The sequence below is a fragment of the Chitinophaga sp. genome, from assembly GCF_039596135.1.
Lineage (GTDB): Bacteria > Bacteroidota > Bacteroidia > Chitinophagales > Chitinophagaceae > Chitinophaga.
In genome coordinates this window covers 16,849-40,724 of the sequence record NZ_JBCNKH010000017.1, presented here as the reverse complement: position 1 = coordinate 40,724, position 23,876 = coordinate 16,849, and the positions used below count along the sequence as shown (strand labels likewise).

The following is a 23,876-nucleotide window of genomic DNA, read 5'->3' as shown; positions in this document are numbered from 1 at the left end:
TACATTATGGCTACCACCTCTGTAATGAACGCTTGCACTGTATTGACCCCGAAACAGGACCAATTGCCCGTTTTTCATCGAGATGTACTGCAGGGACTGAATGCAAAAGAAAAGTACCTGGACGCAAAGTATTTTTATGATGACAACGGAGATCGCATTTTTCAGCGCATTATGGCTTGTCCGGCATACTACCCAACGAATTGTGAAATGGAAATCATGCAGGAGCAATCCACCCGGATCGCCGCGCTGATTGCTTCGCTCACAGATACCTTCGACGTGGTGGAACTGGGCGCAGGCGACGCCACCAAGTCCGTACACCTCTTACAGGAATTACTACATATAGATCACTCTTTCACTTACTACCCCATCGACATCAGTGCAAATGTGATCTGCCAGCTGGGGCAACATCTGCCTGCGCGCTTACCCGCCTTACAGGTGCAGGGCCTGCACGGGGAATATTTCGAGATGCTGCGCAGGGTACAAACTTTATCTGCAAGACCTAAAGTGGTACTTTGTATGGGTGGCAATATCGGCAATTTCTCCCCTGCGGAAACCCGTAAGTTCTGCCGCCAGCTGCGCAATTATTTACAACCCGGCGATATGCTGCTCACCGGCTTTGACCTGAAAAAACATCCGCAGATTATTCTGAATGCGTACAATGATTCGGAAGGGATTACACGTGAGTTTAACCTGAACCTGCTCGCCCGGATTAACAGGGAAATGGACGCGGACTTTGACCTGTCAAAATTCGATCACTACCCTACATACGATCCGGGTACAGGCGCCTGCAAGAGCTACCTTGTGAGCCTGGAAGACCAGGTAGTACGGGTGGGAAATGAACTCATTTCTTTTCACCTGCACGAGACCATCTACATGGAAATATCCCAGAAGTATAGTTTGGAGGAGTCAGAAAAACTGGCCATACAGGCAGGCTTTGAGCCCATCGCACACTTTACGGACAGGAAAGGTTGGTTTACAGACAGCTTATGGCAGGCTTAAGGATTCGCAAGCAGCGATTCCAGCGCATCCAGCAATGTATCTATTTCATCTTCCGTATTGTAATAATGCGGGGATATGCGCAGTGCCCAGTTCACACCTTTTGATCTGAAATCGATCAGGGCGCCGGCAATAACGCTGACAGCTGTATTAATATTTCTTTCTCTTAAAGAAGATAACAGCCATTGCGGATCACTGACCGGTGCAGACAGGGTAATGATACTGGCCTGCTCCTTTCCTTTGTCTAACAACTTCACACCCGGCAGGGATTGCAGCCGTGGACGCAATATGCCGCACAGATATTTATTCCGGTCAGCAATATTTTGTAACCCGAGTTCATTCGCATAATGAATGGCTGCATAACTACCCGCCAGCAATGCATACGGCTGTTCCCAATCCTGGAAACGCTTTGCATCGGATGCGGGAATGAACGTATCGTCATCCGTCCAGGTAGCGGCATACATATCTAAGAACAGCGGGTACCAGGGCTTATGTAGCATCCTGTCGGATACATACAGCAACCCCGCGCCCCTTGGCCCACGCAGGAACTTCCGCAATGTAGCGCACAGAAAATCGCAGCCTATTTCCTCCACATCCAATGGCAACTGCCCGGCAGACTGACATGCATCCACGAGATATGGAATATCCAGTTCGCGGCATACTTTTCCTATTGTAGCAACCGGCTGGATCAAACCGGTATTCGTAGGTACGTGTGTGAGAGACACGAGCCGGGGATGCCTGGCATGTATCAAAGATACCATGTGATCTACATCCACACCGCCTTCGGGCAAGCTATTGGCACGTACCAGTTCTATTCCAAAACGTTCTTCCAGCGAAAGAAACGCCAGCTGGTTACTGGAATAGTCTTCATTGGCAATGATCACTACATCTCCTTTCTTAAAAGGAATGCAGGATAGCGCCCGCGCAAAACTATTCGTGGCACTGCTGGTAAATGCAATGTTCTTGGCAGGTGCATTCAATAATTTTCCAGCAGCCATATAAAAACGGTTGAGGGCAGTCGCATTGGCTGCAGCCGTTTCATAACCTCCACAATTAGCTTCTTCAGCGAGATAATCCTGCATGGCCTGCAATACCGGGTAAGGTGGTAAAGCAGCGCCGGCATTGTTGAAGTGTACTTTGGTCTGGCAGCCAGGAGTATCTGCCCTCAGGTTAGCGATGTCCATGGTATTTATTTATTTCCACGCCCCGAGCATTCTTCGCACAGCCACGATTTCGCCGGTATGGTAACTGGTATGGTCCGCAATTAGCAGTGCTTCGCGGAATAGGTGTTGCCCATCACCATGCGGAAAAGGGGCATAAAGATCTGCATCAGTTCGTTTGAGCAAGTTAATGAATTCTGCGCAATCCTTTTTGATATGGGCGATGCTGTGTTTCCATGCTTCGTCGTTTTTGGGCGCCGGATCCTTTGGCCAGTAGCCTTCTGGCCAGGGTGGAGACTGGTGACCTGGATTTTTTGAAAACTCCAGGATGTCCCATTGCGCAATGCGGATGTGCTCTACCAGTTGCCAGATGCTGTAAGGCATATTTTCCGGCACCACTCCTCTTATGCTTTCCGGTACATCCCTGACGGCATCTTCGAATGAGATATGGGCATGACTGCCGGTCAGGAGCTCTTCCAGTGATTTGATGACTACTTTATCTGCCATGATTTGTTTTTGAGAATAGGGTCCAAACAGGGTGCCAGTTCATCCAGGCCTTATCATAAATAGTTATCCAAAAGGACACCAAAAGGGCACCTCAATATCCCTGGGGATATTGAGGTGCCCTTTTGGTGATCTTATAGTGATATTATAATGATCTGGTTAAGCTATAGGCTGACCCTGTTTACAACAGGACCACTTGTTTACTTACTAATAAGTAAGTATCTTCGCCCCATGCAGGACACCAAAGAAAAAATAGTTGGTCTGGCCGACCAGCTGATCAAAACAAAAGGCTTTAACTCATTCAGTTACAAAGACATAGCTGATCCGTTAGCCATCAGGAACGCTGCCGTTCACTACTACTTTCCCACCAAGGCCGACCTTGGCATGGCTGTCATTGACCAGGAAATCAACTTTATGAATACCGGCATTGCCAACTGGGAAACCTTACCGGAAGATCAGCAGCTACGCCACCTCATTGCCTCTTTCGAAAACAAATGCAACCGCCACATGGTCTGCATCATGGGTTCCCTATCGCCTGATTACAATACCCTGCCGGAGAATATGCAGGCACGCCTGCGACAATTCAGTGCATCAGTAATAGCATGGGTGACGAAATGTCTCGAAAATGGGCAAAAAAAGGGTATCTTTCACTTTAAAGGCACCGCCGGGGACCGGGCATTACTCATCGTTTCCAACCTGCTCGCTTCTCTCCTCCTCAGCCGTGTCATGGGAGAAACCGCATTTGAAAACATCAGCAAACAATTATTAGACGATATTTTATGAAAAGAGTAGTTATCACCGGTATGGGTGCGATCACCCCTATCGGGAATCATGTAAACGCCTTCTGGGAAAATCTGCTGGCGGGCAAAAGTGGCGCAGCGACGATCACAAAATTTGACGCCAGTAAGTTCCGAACGCAGTTTGCCTGCGAGATCAAAGGTTATGATCCCGCGCAGTATTTAGATAAAAATGATTTAAGGAAAACAGATCCGTTTACCCAATATGCTCTCATCGCCGCCCAACAGGCGGTAGATGATGCGGGGATCGATTTTGCAACCATGAACCCATTCGATACAGGCGTCATCTGGGGCTCCGGCCAGGGTGGTATGCAAACCTTCGAAGAACAGGTAAAGGAATATACGATCGGCAATTATCAACCCCGTTTCAATCCTTTCTTTGTGCCTAAATTAATTGCCAACATGGCATCGGGCATGATCTCTATCCGCTTTGGGTTAATGGGCATCAACTATACCACCGTTTCCGCCTGTTCTACCTCCAACACTGCCATCATGGATGCGCTTAATTACATCCGTTGGGGTAAGGCCAAAGTGATCATTACCGGGGGCTCCGAAGCGCCCATTACAGAAGCATCTGTAGGCGGGTTTTGTGCCATGAAAGCGATGTCACAGCGCAATGACGATCCTGCCCATGCGAGCCGGCCATTCGATACAGGCAGAGACGGATTTGTGATGGGTGAGGGCGCAGGTGCACTGATCCTGGAAGAATATGAACATGCCGTAGCCCGGGGAGCACATATCTATGCCGAAGTAGCAGGTGCTGCCATGACGGCCGATGCCTACCATATGACCGCTACCCATCCGGAAGGACTCGGGGCTTACGAAGCCATGAAAAGAGCGCTGGAAGATGGTGGCCTAAACCCCTCACAGGTGGATTATCTGAACGCACATGCCACCAGTACACCGGTAGGCGACCTGAGTGAAATAGCGGCTATTACAAGGTTATTAGCACCATCTGTGGCCATCAGCGCCACCAAGTCTATGACCGGTCACCTCCTGGGTGCGGCAGGTGCTATAGAAGCAATTGCCTGTATATTAACTATTAAAAATGGGGTCATCCCGCCTACTATCAACACTACTGAACTGGATCCTGCCCTCCCGGCAGGACTCAATATCGTTTTAGGCAGTGCGGTAGAGAAAAAGGTAGATGTTGCGATGAGTAATACCTTCGGTTTTGGTGGTCACAACGGCATTGTGGTCTTTAAATCTATATAAGTTTATCAGCCTTTGGGAGTACCGCCTCTCAAAGGCTTTAATAAATCCATTAATCCATTCAGCCTGATCTCGTACATGGTACTCAGCAACATTCCCAGTTTTCCTTTTGGCCATCCTTCGCGGTTAAACCATTCCAGGTAAGACACTGGCAAATCGCACAGCAGCACATCCTTGTACTTCCCAAAAGGCATCTTCATCGTTACCAGCTGTTTAAAAATCTCCGGATCAGGTCCTGCTAGTTCCATAAATTTATTTTTTGCAAATATATTTTTTTGACGGTTAAATCCGTTTTTTCTTCCCTATCGTATATACCATCGTTATTAAAAAATATCTATATCTGTCTAAAACAGATATTTTGGCATAAAGGGACATTTACGAGCCGCTGCTCATAGCATGGCGACAATACATTAAGGGGCAATCTAACGAATTCATTACCAATATCATATCTGGAAATAGTCGTGTGAATCTTACTTGCAGTGTCTAACACCTATTTGCAACAGCTTTGTACAAAAAGGCACATTTCATTTTGCATTTTTGTGAACTTTTTGATTTAAACATCCCCCCAGAAGAGTGGTTATGAGAATAGCCGGTTGCAGACGTCTGTAACCGGTTTTGCGCTTTTCAGGTCATTAAGACGCCTAAAAAACAGTGGCAATGGAGCAGCAAATCAGGCAGAACAGGGCAGAACTATACGATCTATTACTGCAATATATTCATTCCAAACAAGCCGAAAAGGATCTATCTGAACAGGATGAGCTGAGTATGGACCTGTTAAGGAAGAGTATTACTGTACTAGGCGACAGGCTCAGAGATGCAGAGGAAAAACTCGCAGCTGCCGAAAAGCGATTAAAGTCAACACAGGAGTACCTTCACAAACTGGAGGTGGAAAACAAGGAACTGGAACAATTTACCTACATCGCCTCGCACGATCTGCAGGAACCATTGCGCTCCATCAACACACTTGTAGAACTGGTAGCTACTGAATATACTGGCAAACTGGATGAAAATGCAGACAACTACCTGCGCTTCATCCGCCAGTCGAGTAACCGTATGAGTGACCTGATCAAAGCCCTGCTCGACTACTCCCGTATCGGCAAGGTAAAGGTGAAGGAAACCGTGGACTGCAACCAGGTTATACTAAATGTAGTAGACGATCTGCGTGCGGCCATTCATGAAAGCAAGGCCCAGGTAATTATGGAAAACCTGCCTGTTGTAGATGCCTACCCAATAGAGCTGAAATTATTATTTCAAAACCTGCTGAGCAATGCAATTAAATTCAGGCAGAACGAAGTGCCACCTGTCATCCGCATCACTTGTGTAAAAAAGGAAAATGAATACGAATTCACCTTTGCAGACAATGGGATCGGCATTGCTCCCCGCTACCAGGAAAAAGTATTTGAAATCTTTCAACGCCTGCACAATAAACTGCAATACGAAGGTACAGGCATTGGACTGGCACACTGTAAAAAAATAGTTTCCCTGCACGGGGGCGATATCTGGCTTACCTCTACACCAGGCGAAGGCAGTCAATTTTATTTTACCATCTCAGCATAAACCAAATGAACAGAAAACTACATTCCATCCTTTTAGTTGAAGACGATGAAGCCACCAATTTCATCAGCCAAATGGTGATTAAAAAAATGGATTGTGCGAACCATGTACATGTGGCATGGAATGGCGCCGAAGCACTGGACTACCTCAAAGCTTGCAAAGAAACACCCCAGGGTCAGCCTGACCTGATCCTGCTGGACATCAATATGCCCGCCCTGAATGGCTGGGAATTCCTCGATGAATACCACAAACTGGGAGACCAGGAAAAAGGACAGGTGGTCGTAGTGATGCTCACTACGTCTATGAATCCGGATGATCACAACAGGGCCATTAATCATCCTGATGTATCCGGGTTTAGAAACAAACCATTGACGACCGGGTTAATGGGAGATATTCTCGACGCTTATTTCAATGGGTAAATCTGAAAAATTATAGCCAGCCTTTTTCCTGCCAGGATGAAATAACATCCGGCACAACTCCGCATTCTCTCAGTATTCTTTCAAACTCCTCCATATCAGACTCCCAGTCTATGGCGTAAGCTGCAAAGTCGTCGCTCACCGGCAGGCGGTTGTATAGCTTGTTTGTAGTAAGCAACCATGCCACTTTGCGCAGCATGCCGGCGGCAATTTCCCACTTCTCTTCCCGCTCCACAATTTGCATGAACTGCCTGAAAGGCCGTTCAAATTTCTCTGTCAGGATGGGCATGTAAGGGTGATCCATCTCTGTCGATAAAAAGATCAGGTCAAAGATGTCTTCATCCTGGTGGCGACGGGAGATTTCTGCGGTAAAAGCCTGTGACCGGGTAGAAAGAGAAGGAATGTATTCAGCTATTTCGTGGTAGTTGATTTCCAGCAGGGATAGCGGCGTTTCGATCCGGGACGCTACGAGCGTATCTATGATAGCTTCGGCAAGTTTTTCGGCCACTTCTTCTTCCAGCACCTGTATGTTCACACCTTCGTAGGGGCGAACCCAGGTAAGCCTTTCATTGCCGGTTTCGTAAACAGCCCTGATTTCGTCCAGCTGGCCATCGGGGGCGTATGTGTAGTGCTGGCTGTAGTGAAACTCACCCTGTCCGGGGGCCATACCCAGGCCGGCGGCCGTCACGATGCGGTCATTATCCCAGTTGTATTCCTCTATGCTGATGAAGAGAGAATAATGATCTTCCAGCATGTCTGTAATCATATCGTCTGCACTCATGCCGCTATAATTGCCGGCACTGCCCCGGGTATTGACAAGGAGGGATTGCCATCCTGTCTTTCTGCCGTCTTTGTAAAGCATTCGTTTTATACAGGAGGGAATCTGTGTATGTTCTGTAATACAATATTCAACATACTCTACAACGTGGTCATTATACGAATAATATCCTTCCCAGCTAATATTGTTCACAACGTGGCGAAATGCGGTATATACGGGCTTTCCATCTTCTTCAAATCCATAAAAATGATAATCATTGATCTCGCGGGCACGGGCTTCGGGGAATATTTTCCCCTCAGGCAGCATAAATGCCTGGGTTCCATAGTCTTTCAAATCATATCTGAATCCGGGCACATACTTCTCGGTCAGGATCTTCTCTTTATAGTCAGGCAGAAGGGATAGCTCGTTAAATGCATGTTTCCATCTGGTTAGTAACTCTTGCTTCAGTATTTCAAGGTCCATCAGCCGGCATTTTGAATAAAAATAATATATTATAATTGACATAGCAAGGGGAATTTCTGTTTATCTTTATCGATCATAACCACGACAAAGAACCTATGCCTAAGAAAAACCTGCAAAGGTGGCTGCTATCCTGTATCTGCCTGTTGTACGTGCTGTCATTAAGAGCACAATATCCAGTTCCTCAGGTAGTTGGACAACCTTCCCTCACAGCCAGGTGGTTATCTGTCAATCCCCGTTCATGTGGTACGGACAGGATGATGAATACCTGGCGCCAAAGTACCGCTTTCAGACAAAAAGAAAAGAAGACCAATCATGCTATCCTGATGAATACGAACAGGTTAGCTGCGGCAGATTATACGCTGCCCGTTGTTTTTCATATCATTAACGAAAATCCGGCTGCCATTACAGACCAGGATGTTACCGATGCGCTTGCGGCACTGAATGATGCCTATGGCAAAACCGGCGCATTTGCGGGGGCAAGAACGGATACCCGTATACAATTTTGCCTCGCCAAAACAGATCCTCAGGGTGGCGCCACTACCGGCATCCTGCGTACCAAATCCTATCTCGCTGATTTTGATGCGGATATGGAAGGCGATGCGCTCACCGCGCTGGGCAAGTGGGATGGCACCCGCTATATCAATATCTGGGTAGTATCAGGCATCAAGTCTGAATTTTTGCAAACATTCGAGTGTGGCGCCTGGACCCGCATGCACATGGCTGGTTATGCCAGCCCCGGTGGCGATGTAGTCGTGTCCGGATTAGGGGTAGACCTGGTGGCACATGAAATGGGGCATTACCTGAGCCTCATACACACTTTTGCCAGCCAGGATTGTAAAAACGATGATTGTACTACAGATGGTGATATGGTGTGCGATACCCCACCAGATAAATCTATCAATGGCGGTTTTCCTTGTAGTAATCCGGAGAATTCGTGTAGTACTGACACCCTCTCTGGTTTTAGTACAGATGTGCCGGACCTGCCGGACAACTTTATGGATTACGGCGGCGGTACGGGTTGTGTGATGTCTTTTACCGAAGGACAGGCACAGCGTATGCGTGATTTTATCGGAAGTAGCCTGACGGGAATGATCGGCAGCACACTGTGTACGCCACCTTGTGCCACCGCTGCTGTAGCAGGTTTCACGAAAGATGCAGATTACCCGCTGATGGGGAGTACGGTGAACTTTACGAATACTTCGACAGGGGCAACTACCTATGAATGGCTGGTGGATGATGTGGTGGTGAGCACTTCTGCGGCGTTTAGTTACACGGTGACAGAAAAGAAGAATTATGTGGTCGTATTGCGTGCATATGATGCCGCTGGTTGTTTTAGCAGCACACAGGATGTATTGCAGGTGAGTTGTGGAGTAACAGCCCGCTTTTATCCTGATAAGCGGAAAATAGCTTCCAAAGCAGGGGTAGAACTGGACAGTGTGGTATTTACAAACCGATCCATCAATGCCAGCAGTTACTCATGGAGAATAAAACTGGGAGCCAGTGAAACAGAAGTAGCAACTACAAAAGATTTAACCTATGTGTTTCAAACCCCGGGCAATTACCAGGTAAGACTGATTGCAACAGATGGCAGCTGCTATGATACCACGAACTACGTGACGATTGTAGTCGATGATCCAACTGCTGACGGACACGTGTACCTGAACAGTGTAGCCTGTTATAACCAGACTCAATTGCAGATCTCTTTGTACTTCTACAACTTCGGCTACCAGACCATTCCGAAAGGTACACCTGTAACTTTGTACAATGGTGCACATGATTCCATAGGTGTGTACCTGTTGCCCTACGATCTGAAAGGGAAGTGTGCCTCTTACCTGGAAACATTTATCCTGAATGCATATGCAGATACACTGATTGCTAAATTTGGTACCAACACTGCCACGATGACGAACTACCGGTTCCGGGTGCAGCTTACACCTGCAGACATCGCTATGACGCCGGCAGAGACCATTGACCTTACGCCGGCTGTAGTAACTGGTGGTACGATCAATAGTGTAACATGGACACCCACTACCTATTTAAGTTGTGGCACCTGTACCACCACTACTTTTACGGCTCCTTATCGCAAAGACACCCTGTACCACCAATCAGTGAAGGTAACGAGTGCGAACAATTGCTATGATACCACATTTACAACTATACATATTCCGCCTGTAGATGATTATACGGCCAATGTACTGAGCACAGAATGTGCGCGGAACGATAGTATGTATGTGATCTTTGAAGTGTGTAATAATTATGCGGCCGGAAATGTACCCCAGGATCTGAACCTGAGTTTTTATGACGTGAATGGTGTTATGATCGGGAACAATTACACCATTGCAGCTTATAGTGCGGATGCCTGCGAAAGCTATCATATCACTTTAAAAGGTGCTTCTCCTTTCAGCATTAAAGTAAATACCGGTACATGGCCGGAAACAGATACGACAAATAATACGACCATTGGTGCGTATACATTACCATCTGGCAGTATGCTGCCTGCGGATACAACCGTCATGCGGGGGGCATCGTACACACTGAATACAACCACCAGCAACTTTACTGCCGCCACTTATGCATGGAGTACGGAAGGTGCGAATACGCTGAGTGGCGCTACGACTGCCACTCCGGTAATTACCGTGAAAGACAGTGCCGGCATCCACGCCGTCATGACAAATACCTACGGTTGTAACTTAGCTGTATCCGGTATTGTAAGACTGATTCCCCCGGACCTGACTATGACGATTGCTGAGGTAAAGTGTTATGATAACACCCATACCATCGTTACCTTTGAAATATGTACAGCTAATGGCTACGATAGTCTGCCAAAAGACCTCACTGTGTCTTTCTATGATGGCGACTCCTTATTAAAACCTTTGTTTTACAAAGACTCCGCCACAGCAGGTGCCTGTCATACCTATACGCATGTAACAGGCACCCCATTGAGCGGGGAACTGTCTGCAGTAGTGAATGCATCACACCTCCTGCAAGAAACTGACTACACGAATAACAGCGATGTGGCTTATACCGATCCGTTTACAGTAGATTTTGAACCGCATGTGCTGGAAGTGGGCAGGTTCCAGGATGTGCAGTTGTCACCCATGCTCACGGGTGGCGAACTACCGGCATCTTTTGCCTGGACACCTGTGGAAGGATTGTCCTGCAGCAATTGCCTGTATCCTACTGTACATGCAGTATCATCGGTGATCTATACACTGGCCATAAAGAACGAGTATTTCTGTACGGATACTGCATCCATATATGTGCATACATCTGTGAAAGACCTCTTTTCTATGCCGAATGCGTTTAGTCCGAATGGGGATGGAGTGAATGATGTATTTTACATCATTGGCTCTAAAGAGATTATTTCGATTGATGATTTCCTGATCTTTGACAGGTGGGGTAATAAGGTGTTTGAAAGACATCAGGGTGTGCCGAACGATAAGTCGTTTGGATGGGATGGTGCGAATGCGAAACCGGGTGCTTATGTATATTATATCAAAGCAGGAAGTGCACAGATAAAAGGAACGGTTTTACTGGTAAAATAACCATAGAGAGAGGGGGCACTTTTTTAGAGTGCCCCCTCTTTTTTTTATTCTACTTTTTGTACTTCAGAATACACCTGTTCTGCCACACCAGCCGTCTTCACCCCTACCCTTGCAAAATACGCCGCATCCGCAGGCAAAGTGAGCTGAATCGTTACCGGTCCTGATATATCAGGCGTAACCGAAGCGCGGGCAATGCTATTCACCTGGTCTACAATATTGGTATTGCCAATATAGAGGTTCACAGCTTCCAACGGCAGGTTGTTGTTAATCCGCTGGATAGAAACAGTGGCTGTGAGCTGGGTACCACTCTTCGTAAAGGTAGCATTGCTGATGATGAAGTATGGATTGACGCTGACATCTACACTCGTAGTACCACTCACCTTCACATCAATAGAATCTGCATCATCCAGCCAGGGACCATTTCCCTGGCGCAGCACCAGTTTATAATCCCCATCAAATAGTATAGCAGAGAAAGTCCCATCCTGCCCTACATATACAGGAATTTTGGAAAACAATGCATACCCATGCTGCCACAGTTCCAACTGCACACCATTGGAACGTACCCCAATGGCATTTTTATCGTACACTACACGCCCGGTGAGTGTAGATTTGGGCTTTTCGAAGTTATCTTTTTTACATCCGGCTGCGAGTATCAGCACCAGGGATGTGATCATTAAGTATCTCATAATGCTTAGTGGAATGGGTTTTTAATAATCTTAGGATTATTGTTCAGCACAGACTGGTCGATGGCTGTGTAGTAATTACCCAGCTGGAAAAAGCGGGGTGCGCGAAAACGGGGCGCTACCATTTTTACAAACACATACTTGCCATCGTACGCACTACCGGGGCGAATCACCCTGTAAGGATACAATGCATAGACCATTGCATCGGCACTGGAGGTACTGCCATTCCATACCTTGTCTGCAATGCGCCAGCGCTTCAGGTCCCAGAGGCGATGATCTTCGAAAGCCAGTTCTACCCGGCGCTCATTCCTGATCCGTTCTGTGGTCAGTACCGTTACACTGTTCGGGGGAAAACCGGCCCGTTCGCGCAGGGTGTTGATATAAGTAAGCGCCTCGCCGGTCTGGCCCAGTTCAAAGGCAGCTTCGGTCGCGTTGAGATAAACTTCACCGAGCCGGAACCATACCCACCATACATCGCTTTGTACACCACGGGTACTGGTTTTATCATTCGGATCGATGTACTTCTTGAGGTAGAAACCTGTATTGGAAACTTCCTGGATAGAGCGATGTGGACCGGAAGTGCCGGTCAGTAATTTGCCATCAGAGTAGGTAGTACCCAGGTCACTGCCTTCTACAATATCGTAAGCATTGCGCGTATCGTTCCATACCATCACACCTGCCTGTATAGATAATTGCAGCCCCTTGAAGGTGGTGCCGGGATAAATGATCGTACCATATAAGCGGGCGTCTTTGTTGGCAAAGATGTCCTGCACCCTGTCGTAGTAAATGAAATCACTATTATCAGCCGTGCGGATTTTTAAAGCACCGTTCGTACCATCTAAGTATTCGTAGCTTTCCACGAGGTTTAGAGATGGCGTTACAGAAGAAGAACCCAGGTTGTCTTCGCGGATACCGCGGGCAATATTATCATAAGAGAACACGTGCTTGCGGGTAGGCAGCAGGTAATCTTTTACAAAGATCACTTCTTTGTTGGAAGCTTTTTTAGTCACTGCTTCGAAGAAGTTCTCACCCATATCAGGGTTGTTCCTGTACAAGGTATAGGCCCCGCTGTTAATGATTTCCTGGCTGGCGGCGAGTGACTGCTGATAATAATTATTCGCCATAGCAGCAGGGATGCCTACTTCCCCATTGGGTGTACTGATAGGCGCTGCCATGAGACTATTGTACTTAGCAATGGAAGCAGCGTAGAGCATGGCCCTGCTTTTCAATGCCAGGGCAGTGTACTTGTTGGCACGGGATACGCTACCGTCATTGCCCAGGTCATTCTTAACAGCATCCACTTCGCTGGCGATGAAGTCGTAAACTTCCGATTCTTTGGCACGTGGCTGCTGTAGTTTGGATACATCGCCACTATAGTCGTAAATGAGTTGGGTGGTGATGAGTGGCACGCCGCCCATTCTCTTTACCAGTTCAAAGTAGTTGAACGCGCGGAGAAAACGGAGTTCAGCGGTGTATTGTTTTTTCTGGTCGTCAGTGAGGTTTACACCGTAAGTAGCGATGTTTTCCAACGCGAGGTTGAGATCGCGGATGAAGGTGTAGTTCCAGAGGTACCAACTGTTATAATTGTAAGCGGTGATGTTGTTACGACCATCTTCGTTGGACTGACCGCTCCACATGGCATCGTCAAAATTAGCCATATCGCGCCATTGAAAAAGGCGGCCGTCGGAACCATCGTTGACATCGACGAGACCTGATTCGGCTGGCAGCCGGTCGTAAAAATTAGCGAGGAGGGCCACGATCTGTTTAGGATCGTTCCATACCTGCTGGTCTGAGAGGATGGTGCGGGGCTCCCTGTCCAGCCAGTCTTTCATACAGCTGGTGGAGAGCAGGAAGATGAATAATATGCTGAGTTTTTTCATGATGCGGAATTTTTAGAAAGACACGTTAAAGCCGAAGTTGTACAGACGTTGTTGCGGATATACCAGGCCATTGGAGGAACTGATTTCAGGATCAATTTCAAACTCCTTCACGTTGTCAAATGAAAACAGGTTGGTGCCATTTACATATACACGCAAAGCTGAGAGGCCCATTTTCTTTACGAGTGTTTTGGAGAAGTTGTAAGCCAGTTCCAGGTTTTTCAGGCGCAGGTAGTGTACGTTTGTAATCCAGAAATCGTTTACCTGGTAGTTCACGTGTGTGGTGTTGTCCTTGCGGATAGCAGGATATTTACCACCTATCCATGCACTGTTGTTATCGTATGGATCTGCCCTGTGCCAGCGGTTGGCGAGCATGTAGGCAGGAGAAGAACCATTGTTCTGGAATGGATAACGCAGTTCCCAGTCGCGCAGAAAAGACTGCATGGTAGCACCTGCCAGGTCCATTCGCAGGGTGAACCCTTTGTAACCTACACTGGCATTCAGGCCAAAGCTCATATAAGGCTGTGCACCCTGTGCATAACCGATAGGACGCTGGTCCAGGCCGTTGATGATCTTATCGCCGTTTACATCTTCGTATTTGAAATCACCGGGCAGTTCGGTACGGTTCCCCTGTCCGTCGTTGTCGATGCCGTAGTTTTTTATTTCTTCTTCAGAGTTGAAGCGGCCGGTTACGTGGTAGCCCCAGGTTTCGTTGGCCCACCTGTTTTCGATGGAGTTGCGGTATTCATCCCAGGAGTTGCCAAAGCGGGGTTTGTAGGTATGCAAGCTTCTGAGCCGCGCAAAGGTGGCATTGACACCAATGCTGTAATTCACTTTGCCACGCTGGCCCATGTAGGTAACCATACCTTCTATACCGCGGGTAGCATCTGCATTCAGGTTGGCATTGGGCAGGGTATATCCTACTTCACTTGGCAGCAGTACATCGTACCGGGCGGCAGGTAAGCCTGTACGGCGACGTTCGAATACGTCGAACTGACCACTCATTTTGTTATTTAGCACAGTGAAATCGAAACCGGCGTTCCAGGTTCTGTTCTTTACCCATGACAGCTCCGTTACTGGTAAACCACGGGGACGCAGACCGATGACATAGCTGTTGTTTAGTACCGCACCACCCTGGTTGAAATTGTACCCGGCAAGATAACCGAATGCAGTCGGCGCACTCCCGTCGGAGAAGCCTATTTCGCTACCGGTTTCACCATAGGATACTCTCAGTTTCAGGTCATTCAGCCAGTCTTTTTTCAGGAAAGATTCCTGGGTCACACGCCAGCCCAGCGATACACCCGGGAAGAAACCCCAGCGATGCCCCTGTGCATAGATGTAGGAGCCATCGTAGCGCCCTAATATTTCCACGAGGTATTTGGATTTGTAGTCGTAGTTAATACGGCCTATGTAACCGGCCCGGGCTTCCAGCGACCATTCGTCAGAGAGGTAGTCTTCTTCTACCAGGTACTGCGTAGGCACATAGTTGTTAGTCGGAATGGTATGTACCACGTAGTAAGAGTTATCATAGTCAGAGAGCTCGTAGGCACCTACAGCAGAAACGTTGTGATCGCCGAACTTACGATTGTAGCTGAGCTGGAACTGTGCATAGCGGGAGATGACGTTACGCTTGTGTCTTTCACGCCACGGGTTTTGGTTACCAAAGCCAGCTTCGGTGTAGTAACTGTCGTTGGTAGCGTCGTATTTGTAAGCGTTCCAGGTATATTCAAAGCCGTCGAATTCCTCATTGAGGTAGTTGTAAGAGTAGATCCCTTTTACACTGAGGCCGAAGTCGAAGTCGTACTGGGCGTTCAGGTTTACGTTCATGCCACGCCACCATTCGTCTACATAGCCGGTGATGTCGTCTTTGTAGGTGGCGGGGTTTACGTTCACGTTGTGGGTCTGGTTGATGTATTTCGGGTTATCGTTCGCATAGGGGCTTTCGGTGGGCCACATGCTGAAGATGCTGAGAAATGGGTTGAAGAAGTCGTCCAGACCGGGTACGCCTACGTTGTGTCGTTTTTCGAGGCGGCCACTGATTTGGGTACCTACTTTCAGACCTTTGGCCAGGCTGCTTTCGAGGTTGGCCTGGAGGTTGGTACGCTCGTAGTTGTAATCTTTGATCACGGCCTCCTGTTTGAGGCGGCTTACAGACATGTAGTAGCTATTGCGGGGACCACCACCAGAGGCGTTGGCACTCAGGTAATACTGCGGTACGTTGGGGCGCAATACTTCTTTGTAGTAGTCATAGCTTTTATAGCCTTTTTCAGTACCGGCTTCCCATTTGGCCAGTTCATCTCTTGTGTAGAGCAGGGATGGATCACGGCCCAGGTTCTGCTCGGATTCTACCAGTGCGCGTACGTATTGGCCGGCATTGGCAGGATGCGGGTAGCGGGTGAAGTTCTGAAAACCGTAGTATGCGCTCAGGTTGATGTTTGGCTGGTCGTTTTTGCGGCCTTTTTTTGTAGTTACGAGTACTACACCGTTTGAGGCGCGGAGACCGTAGATGGAGGCGGAGGCATCTTTGAGGATGGAGATATTTTCGATATCGTCCAGCCCCAGGTTGTTGAAGATATCCTGACCGGAACCGGTGGTAAAACCGAAGGCGGTAGTACTGGTACTACCGGTGTAGGGCACCCCATCGATAACGAAAAGTGGGTTACCCAGGTTCCGGATCTGGATAGAAGTTCCGTTGCCGGGGCGGGAGTCGGCAGCTCTGGCCGTAATACCGGGCATTTTTCCCACCAGGGCACTGGAGGTGGTAGTGGCAGGGGTTCGCACCAGATCGTCCGATTTAAGGGTGCTTACGGCTCCTGTAACGGATGCCTTGCGCTGCACACCATATCCTACCACGACGATGTCGGTCAGGTTGCTGGCCAGGGATGTCATGGAGATCTGGATACGGCTGGTGCCGGAGAGGGTCACTTCGCGGGTTTGGTAGCCGATGATGCTGACAGTGACGATGCTACCGGGAGGAGCAGCAAGTGAAAAGGTGCCATCGGGTTTGGTCACGACGCCTTTGTTGCCGTTTTTGACGGCGATGGTGGCACCGGGAATCGGGTTGCTGGCCGAATCGGTGACGATGCCGTTAAAGGTTTGGAGATCGTGCTGCTGTGGGTAGGCCCGTTCGTAAACGAGCAGCAGCAACGCTAAAAAAGCGTAAAGCATTTTCATAACGTCTTTTTTTTACGTTTAAGTGGAATGTGAGAAGTATGGTTATCTGCATGGCAAGGGCCCTTGCATGCAGATGCAACCAGGATTTCTAGTTCGTATGGTTTTTACTTTAAATCATCGGTTTAACTAAGTACAGTGCTACTATTAGTCAGAATGTTTTCTATAACGGGTAATTTCAGGGTGAATTTAAAGTATAATTGTCATTATAACAATTATAAATCGGTTCTTTGGGAAAATAAAGATTGGGTTATATTTATGTTTTAGAAATATATACCTATATGATGATTCTGAAAAATGGATTGCGGGTAATAGCGATCGTGCTTGTACCTGTTTGTGTAGCAATGCTATCGCATTTGTTTTTTACATCCGGGACGATGGAGAACTGGTGGGGGTTGATGACGATTGGGTTCCTGTTTGGGGTGCCGATGGGGATGGGTGCTTTGACGATATTTGTTTCCAACAAAGAAAATGTGGTTAGCCGCTCCTATAGCGCATTGATGCCGTGGCTGACTGTCGTGGTGTTTATGATCGTGACGCTGCTGTTTGAAACGGAAGGTTGGGGATGCTGGGTCATGGCCATGCCATTGTTTATGTGTCTGAGCAGTATTGGCGGATTGATAGCGAGGCATTATAAACTGAAAGATAAGAATAAGCTCCAGGTGTCTTTGGTATTGGTATTATTACCATTTATGGTAGCGCCTTTGGAGCACTGGATCGGGAATATCCCGGGCCGGTATAAAGCGGATACGCATATTGATATTCATGCGCCGGCGGCAAAGATCTGGGAGAATGTGACGAGAGTAAGGGAGATTCCCCCATCGCAGGATAAAGGGTGGCTGACAAAGGTACTGGATTTTCCGAGACCTGTAAAAGCGGAATTGGATCGCACAGCTGTAGGCGGCGTGCGTGAAGCGATATTTACAGGCGGGTTAGTGTTTCACGAAACGGTGACAGAGTATGTAGATCAACAGAAAATGGTGTTTACTATTAAAGCGAATCCTTATGAAATTCCTTCTACAACGATGGATGAGCATATTGTGATAGGCGGGGAATTTTTTGATGTGCTGAATGGAACGTATGAGCTGGAGCAGTTGGGGAAGGATTATTACCGGGTGCATTTGTATAGTCATTTCAAATTGAATACGACGTTCAACTTTTATGCGAGTGTATGGGCAGGGTGGATCATGAGAGATATACAGGACAATATATTGCAGGTGTTGAAATCGAGATGCGAAAAATAGGGATGTACCAGAAGATACATCCCGTTTGACTAAACACTTATCTCTACTTATCTAATTAACATCCCAGAAGATCTTCGTATCCCTCGTATCTTTACCAGATACTTTAGAATAGTTAGCACTGTTATACAGTTGTTCCGAAGACGGATAAAGTAGGCGGGTTGGAGGTGTACTACCACTGGAAGAAGTAGATGTGGCAAAGCTCAGCACCGGATAGCCGGTTCTTCTGTACTCAGCCCATGCCTGGCCAGTTTGCAGAATGAAGAAGTTCATCCATTTCTGCGTGTAGATCTTAGCCAGTTTTTCTGTAGTGGTTCCGCTGTAGGCGATATCGCTCTGCAGCAGGTAAGTACTGATGGTAGCAGATGTGGGTGCAGTGAGCGCTGTCCAGTCGCCGCTCCTCAACACCATCTTGCTATTGATACTATAATAGAATGCGGTAGACTGGGTAATACCATTTTCATAGTCAGTCTGCGCTGTTCCGAGACTCCATCTTTCATCAGCCTCTGCTTTCAGGAAGCTTACTTCAGCTGCGGTCATGAGCACGGCCGGAATATTATAGTTATAAAAGAAAGTAGCGGAATCGTAAGTTGCATAGCCACCTGCTTCGTATTCAGTAGCGGTACCATTGTAAGGGAATCCTTTGAAACCATTATCTCCATCAGCATCCCAAAACACATCTGTACGTGGATCACCATTTGCCACCATCAGCGTATCCAACAGGTAAGCAGGTGCGTATGCGAAGTCTTTGAATACATCATACAAATCACTCTTCAAAGCAGTTGGGCTCATCCAGATCACTGCATTGTAATCATTGGCAGAAATCAAAGGATATGTACCTTCATCAGCCAGCATAGTGGTTACTTCCGATTTTGCAGTGGTCTCGTCATAGTTGGAGATCCGCATCAGCAACCGCAGGCGCAATGAGTTTGCATAGCGCTGCCATTTTGTTAAATCGCCGGAAAACATCAGGTCCTGTTTTGCCAGTTCAGTGGCAGTAGCGGTAGCGATGGAAGCAGTATCAAAGTATGTATTGAGCACTTTCAGGTTGGTGATCATGGTATCGTACAGGCTGGCGGCATCGTCGAATGCAGCATATCCCAGTGACTTGCTTGAGTTCAGGGAATTGGCCTCAGAAAAAGGGATATCTCCCCAAAGGTCTACCATCTGTGATGCCTGGTCATAAACGATCACCTCTGCACATTTCAGGAACACCTGTTGTAATTCCTGTTGTGAAGAAGACAATTCATTATAAGCGGCCTGCATTTCACGATAATTGCTCATGATACCGGGACCGGAATAGTTGTAATCAGTACCGGTAGCACCATCGTAAAAATCTACCCAGCGGTTTTCAGTATATGTTGTAGAGGGAATATACATCTGGGCAGTAGGAGATATAGCCGCGGTCTGTGAATACCCGGCTGTGTAAGGCATAATAAAGGTATACCAGTCCCAGTAAGAAGGGTGGATCCTTTTGTTTAAGAACATACCCGAAAGTAATTTACCCAGGGAGCCGGTCGTGGTCAGCTCCGGGTTCGCGTAATTCTCTTCCAGCTGTTTCTTACAGGAACTGAAAGTGCCTGCAAGTAATGCGAGGAAAGCAATATTTATAAATAGACGTTTCATTTTTGATCTGATTTAAGCGAATAGTTTAGCAATTAAAATTAGAAGCGTGCACGCAGGCTGGCACCAAGGCTACGGGTTGGACCCGCAGTACCGTTGTCAACCCCCTGGTTTACCCAGCTGGAACCTACTGCCACTTCAGGATCTAAACCATAAGGCAGCGACTTGTACAGGTAGAACAGGTTGCGACCTATCAGCGACACTTGTAACTGTTGTACATGCAGGCGCTGTGTCACTTTCTTAGGCATGCTGTAAGAAAAAGATACTTCGCGGACCTTGATATAACTATTGTTGAATACGGCAGCGGAATAATCACCATCTGTACGCCAGTTAAAAGTATTCTCATAGTACGAAGCAGCAGTAATTACTTTAGTATTAGTGGCACCAGTAGAAGTAACCCCACTCAGGATCACACCATCATGGCGATCGCCGCTTTCGCTGGCAGTGTAATCGGCAGTCGCATCGTCATTGGCTACATAACTGATACCGCCATGTGCGGCATCCCTGTATTTCAGTGTGCTCTTAAACATACCGGCACCCACCTGGTAGTAGGTAGGGATAGATACCAGTTTGCCACCAAAGCGGTAATCGAGTGTGAAATCCAGTGCAAAATCCTTATAGCTGATGGTGTTTGAGAAACCACCTACAACCTTTGGCATAATGTTACCAACGTATTTATACGAGTTGGCATCTACGGTGTAATAACCATCGTCACTTACTACTTTGTTACCATTAGCATCTGTCGTCATAGGGTGCACATAAATATTACCCAAAGCATCACCTATTTCAGAGCGCAGAATCAGGTAACCACCACCTTCTACATCGTTCGTAAGACTGGTAAGTCCGCTACCTAATTCAGTCAGCTTGTTCCTGTTGATTGCAAAGTTGAAACGGGTACTCCAACGGAGGTTTTTAGTTTCTACAGGTGTAGCACTGATGGCAGCTTCCACACCATAGTTAGAAATGCTACCTGCATTTACCAGTGCAGATGTAGCGCCGCTGGAAGGCGCTGTACTGGCGGTAAGTATTTGTTTATTTACTTTATTGTTGTAATAGCTCAGGTCCAGGCCAACTTTACCATCCAGGAACCTTGTTTCCACGCCGATTTCCGCTTCACGTTTTTGTTCGGATACGATATTTTCATTACCAAACCCGGAGGAATTAGGTTGCTGATAAAGAATGGTAGCGCCATCGTATGCCAGCGAGTATTGGTTGTATGCCACATTCGCAGCATAAATAGCAGGGTGGTTACCCACCAGGCCATAGGATGCTCTCAATTTTCCATAGTTGATCCAGGAAGGCATTTTAACCACATCAGAGAATACAAAACCTGCATTCACGGATGGATAAAAATATGAGTTCACTTTGGATGGCAGTGTAGAAGTACCTTCATAGCGGCCGGTAGCTTCTAAATACAGGAAGCTCTTGTAGTTCAGGTTGATCATGCCAAAGGCTGCCACATCTGTCTGCGTGGCTCTGGCAGAAGAAGCAGTCACAGTGCTGGCAGAGTTGCTCAGGCTGAACCAGTTCTCATTTACCAGGCCATCTGCAGTGGAAGTTTTCTGGTATACATAAGTTTGTTTTCTTCCGGAAGCACCACCTGTAGCAGAGAGGTCAAAGTCTTTACTGATCTTTGGATTATACGTCAGCAGCACGTCGCCATAGGTCACGTTGTTGTTACGTGTTTCCACAGCATATGCCCCTGTATAACCTACTGATGCCGGCTGTGTATTATGTTCTTTATCAGCAGCGCTCCAACCGGTATAGTCGCTACCTACGCGGCCGCGGAATTTCAGGTTGTCCAGCAGACTTACATTCAGGGTAATGCTGTTGATGAAGCGGTTTTGTGTTTCATCGTAGCTGTTACGCAGGTTGGTATACAGGTAGTCGAGCAGGTTGGTAGCGCGTATGTTGTAAAGCAGCTTCTCGTCCTGATCGTAGTTACTGTTGTTGTACACTACATATTTATACCCATTGGAAGTTTTGTATTTATTGTAATAGGTGCTCATATCATCCATACGGCTAAAGAAGCCACCATATGAACCAAAGATGGTACTCATGGCATAAGCACGGTTATGGGTAAAATTGTTGTTGTAAGTAGATACGAGGTCTACTGATACTTTGTTATTCAGCTTGAGTGTACCGTTAAAGTTGAAGTTGTTTTTATTCAGGTTGCTACCTGGCATAATACTTTTATAATCGGTACGGGTATAAGACATACGATAACTACCATTCTCACTGGCATTTGACAATGCTATGTTCAGGTTAGAGTTATAACCCTGCTGATAGAAATCTTTGTAGTTGTTTTTGTTGGCTTTGTAGGTACGGGTAGAACCATCCCAGTACTTCACTGAGCTGTTGTCGAACTTAGGACCAAACTGTGCGTAAGAGCGATAATAAGGGTGTTTGGAACCATCGGAATCGGTCACCCAGCCCGCGTAGTCAGCGATACCATTACCTACGTTGGTCTGCGCATCGTAACCTGGGCCATAATCATTCTGGTAGTCGGGACTGTTCGCAATGTTCTCCAGGTTGTAGATGTAATTAATATCTACACCGAGGCCCCTGCTTTTGCTACCTTTTTTGGTGGTAATGACCACAACACCGTTGGTGGCTTCGGAGCCGTAGAGTGCAGATGCACTGGCACCTTTCAGGATGGTGAGGCTTTCGATATCTTCAGGGTTGATATCGAGTGCACCGTTACCATCAATACGGCTGTTGGTGGTGCCCCATGACTGGGAAGTCAGGGTATTGAAGTTACGGATAGGGATACCATCTACTACATACAAAGGTTGTGTATTCATACCATAAGAAGATACACCTCTTACCTGTACGGACACTGCACTACCGGCACCACCGGGAGCAGATACGATTTTCACACCTGCTGCTTTACCATAAAGGGCAGAAGCGAAGTTGGTCGATCCGGTCTTCGTCAGTTCTTTCGAGCTCACTGTGCTTACGGCATAACCGAGTGCACGTGCTTCTCTTTTGATACCCATGGCGGTTACGACTACTTCATTCAGGCCTTTCTGATCGGGGGCCATTTGAACAGCAGATGCAGCAGATGCGGCTACTTCCTGTTTCAGATAACCAATGTACGAGAAGATTAATGTAGCGCCAGGAGCGACTTTCAATGAAAACTTACCTCCGTCGCCGGTACTTGCACCATTGGCGGTACCTTTTTCCTGCACACTTACACCCACGAGTGGATTGCCTTTTTCATCCTGTACAGACCCCGAAACTGTTTTCTTCTCCTGTGCAATGGCGCCGAAAGCGCATAGCAGGAACAGGACCGTACATACAATAAACGATCTTTGCATTGAGTTGCTAATTTTTGTTGATAATATAGAGTGTGTTAAAGCAAAAACTTCCCCCTGCTGTGTTGTAGGCACAGCCTGTTTATTATTTTACCCCATGCCGTGTGTATACGTCGCGGCGAATGAAGATTTTTGAAAATAGTTTTCCTGTTACTGCATATTTGCTGTGCAGTTTAATTGGTTATTGAAAATAATTTCTCCATTACTACATGTGTTGCACGCAGCTCAATTTGCTTTAGAAAAAAAGTTTCCCATTACCACATGCATGGCATGCGGATGAATTGTTCTTCTTGATAATAGTTTCCTGTTTACTGCACGTGGAGCATGCAGTGAATTAAGATTTTGGAAATTATTATTTCATTAGTGTAGGCATTACACAGCTAGTTTTTCCTGTTAGATTTTTTATTCAATAGCCCTTCTTTCATGTTCATTGTTCGTTCAAAATCACAAGTTTTTTCGCAACGGTTACAGCTAGGATAAAATGGAGATAAAGCTCTACAGGAGAAGGTTAGATGGAGAAGGTACTTTTGAGAGAAGTAA

At 47.1% G+C, this 23,876-nt stretch carries 16 protein-coding genes; 7 read left to right on the top strand and 9 right to left on the bottom strand.

Features of this window, described 5'->3' with window-relative positions:
• Positions 1-6: 6 nt before the first annotated feature.
• On the top strand, positions 7-999 hold the full coding sequence (locus tag ABDW16_RS12955) for an L-histidine N(alpha)-methyltransferase (protein ID WP_343670256.1): 993 nt from the start codon (positions 7-9) through the stop codon (positions 997-999).
• On the opposite strand, the gene ABDW16_RS12950 is transcribed toward ABDW16_RS12955, so the two are convergent.
• The gene (locus tag ABDW16_RS12950) at positions 996-2,180 is read right to left on the bottom strand and encodes an aminotransferase class V-fold PLP-dependent enzyme (RefSeq protein ID WP_343670255.1); all 1,185 of its coding nucleotides are present in this window, start codon (positions 2,178-2,180) and stop codon (positions 996-998) included. The two genes, ABDW16_RS12955 and ABDW16_RS12950, sit on opposite strands and share 4 nt — an antisense overlap.
• A gap of 9 nt (positions 2,181-2,189) precedes the next feature.
• A complete protein-coding gene (locus ABDW16_RS12945) occupies positions 2,190-2,663 on the bottom strand; it encodes a DinB family protein (protein WP_343670254.1) in 474 nt (157 codons plus the stop codon).
• A 228-nt stretch (positions 2,664-2,891) separates the two neighbouring features.
• Here ABDW16_RS12945 and ABDW16_RS12940 point away from each other — a divergent pair, with 228 nt between their 5' ends.
• Complete coding sequence (locus ABDW16_RS12940; RefSeq protein WP_343670253.1) at positions 2,892-3,443, top strand: TetR/AcrR family transcriptional regulator; 552 nt, start codon at positions 2,892-2,894, stop codon at positions 3,441-3,443.
• The gene (gene fabF / locus ABDW16_RS12935) at positions 3,440-4,672 is read left to right on the top strand and encodes a beta-ketoacyl-ACP synthase II (RefSeq protein ID WP_343670251.1); all 1,233 of its coding nucleotides are present in this window, start codon (positions 3,440-3,442) and stop codon (positions 4,670-4,672) included. Before ABDW16_RS12940 ends, fabF begins: the two co-directional genes overlap by 4 nt.
• 5 nt (positions 4,673-4,677) lie before the next feature.
• Here fabF and ABDW16_RS12930 read toward each other — a convergent pair whose 3' ends face one another.
• Positions 4,678-4,917: a DUF3820 family protein gene (locus tag ABDW16_RS12930; protein WP_343670250.1), complete on the bottom strand. Its 240-nt coding sequence runs from the start codon at positions 4,915-4,917 to the stop codon at positions 4,678-4,680.
• Between the two features lie 409 nt (positions 4,918-5,326).
• Between ABDW16_RS12930 and ABDW16_RS12925 the strand changes: the two genes are divergently transcribed.
• Positions 5,327-6,226, top strand: coding sequence for an ATP-binding protein (locus ABDW16_RS12925; protein WP_343670249.1), 900 nt, complete (start codon positions 5,327-5,329; stop codon positions 6,224-6,226).
• Between the two features lie 5 nt (positions 6,227-6,231).
• Positions 6,232-6,642 carry a response regulator gene (locus tag ABDW16_RS12920; protein WP_343670248.1) on the top strand — a complete coding sequence of 137 codons (411 nt, stop codon included), beginning with the start codon at positions 6,232-6,234 and terminating at the stop codon, positions 6,640-6,642.
• Between the two features lie 10 nt (positions 6,643-6,652).
• Here ABDW16_RS12920 and ABDW16_RS12915 read toward each other — a convergent pair whose 3' ends face one another.
• Positions 6,653-7,879, bottom strand: coding sequence for a hypothetical protein (locus ABDW16_RS12915; protein ID WP_343670246.1), 1,227 nt, complete (start codon positions 7,877-7,879; stop codon positions 6,653-6,655).
• A gap of 95 nt (positions 7,880-7,974) precedes the next feature.
• On the opposite strand from ABDW16_RS12915, the gene ABDW16_RS12910 reads away from it, so the two are divergent.
• Complete coding sequence (locus ABDW16_RS12910; RefSeq protein WP_343670244.1) at positions 7,975-11,424, top strand: gliding motility-associated C-terminal domain-containing protein; 3,450 nt, start codon at positions 7,975-7,977, stop codon at positions 11,422-11,424.
• A gap of 44 nt (positions 11,425-11,468) precedes the next feature.
• Here ABDW16_RS12910 and ABDW16_RS12905 read toward each other — a convergent pair whose 3' ends face one another.
• From ABDW16_RS12905 to ABDW16_RS12895, 3 genes are read right to left on the bottom strand one after another with little or no spacing between them, the layout of a single operon-like run.
• The gene (locus ABDW16_RS12905; protein ID WP_343670242.1) at positions 11,469-12,110 is read right to left on the bottom strand and encodes a DUF3823 domain-containing protein; all 642 of its coding nucleotides are present in this window, start codon (positions 12,108-12,110) and stop codon (positions 11,469-11,471) included.
• Between the two features lie 5 nt (positions 12,111-12,115).
• Positions 12,116-13,987: a RagB/SusD family nutrient uptake outer membrane protein gene (locus tag ABDW16_RS12900; protein WP_343670241.1), complete on the bottom strand. Its 1,872-nt coding sequence runs from the start codon at positions 13,985-13,987 to the stop codon at positions 12,116-12,118.
• 12 nt (positions 13,988-13,999) lie between these two features.
• Positions 14,000-17,158, bottom strand: coding sequence for a TonB-dependent receptor (locus ABDW16_RS12895; RefSeq protein WP_343670240.1), 3,159 nt, complete (start codon positions 17,156-17,158; stop codon positions 14,000-14,002).
• Between the two features lie 278 nt (positions 17,159-17,436).
• On the opposite strand from ABDW16_RS12895, the gene ABDW16_RS12890 reads away from it, so the two are divergent.
• Positions 17,437-18,399: a hypothetical protein gene (locus ABDW16_RS12890; RefSeq protein ID WP_343670239.1), complete on the top strand. Its 963-nt coding sequence runs from the start codon at positions 17,437-17,439 to the stop codon at positions 18,397-18,399.
• A gap of 51 nt (positions 18,400-18,450) precedes the next feature.
• Here ABDW16_RS12890 and ABDW16_RS12885 read toward each other — a convergent pair whose 3' ends face one another.
• Positions 18,451-20,022 carry a SusD/RagB family nutrient-binding outer membrane lipoprotein gene (locus ABDW16_RS12885; RefSeq protein WP_343670238.1) on the bottom strand — a complete coding sequence of 524 codons (1,572 nt, stop codon included), beginning with the start codon at positions 20,020-20,022 and terminating at the stop codon, positions 18,451-18,453.
• A 38-nt stretch (positions 20,023-20,060) separates the two neighbouring features.
• Positions 20,061-23,339, bottom strand: coding sequence for a SusC/RagA family TonB-linked outer membrane protein (locus tag ABDW16_RS12880; protein ID WP_343670237.1), 3,279 nt, complete (start codon positions 23,337-23,339; stop codon positions 20,061-20,063).
• Between the last annotated feature and the right edge of the window lie 537 nt (positions 23,340-23,876).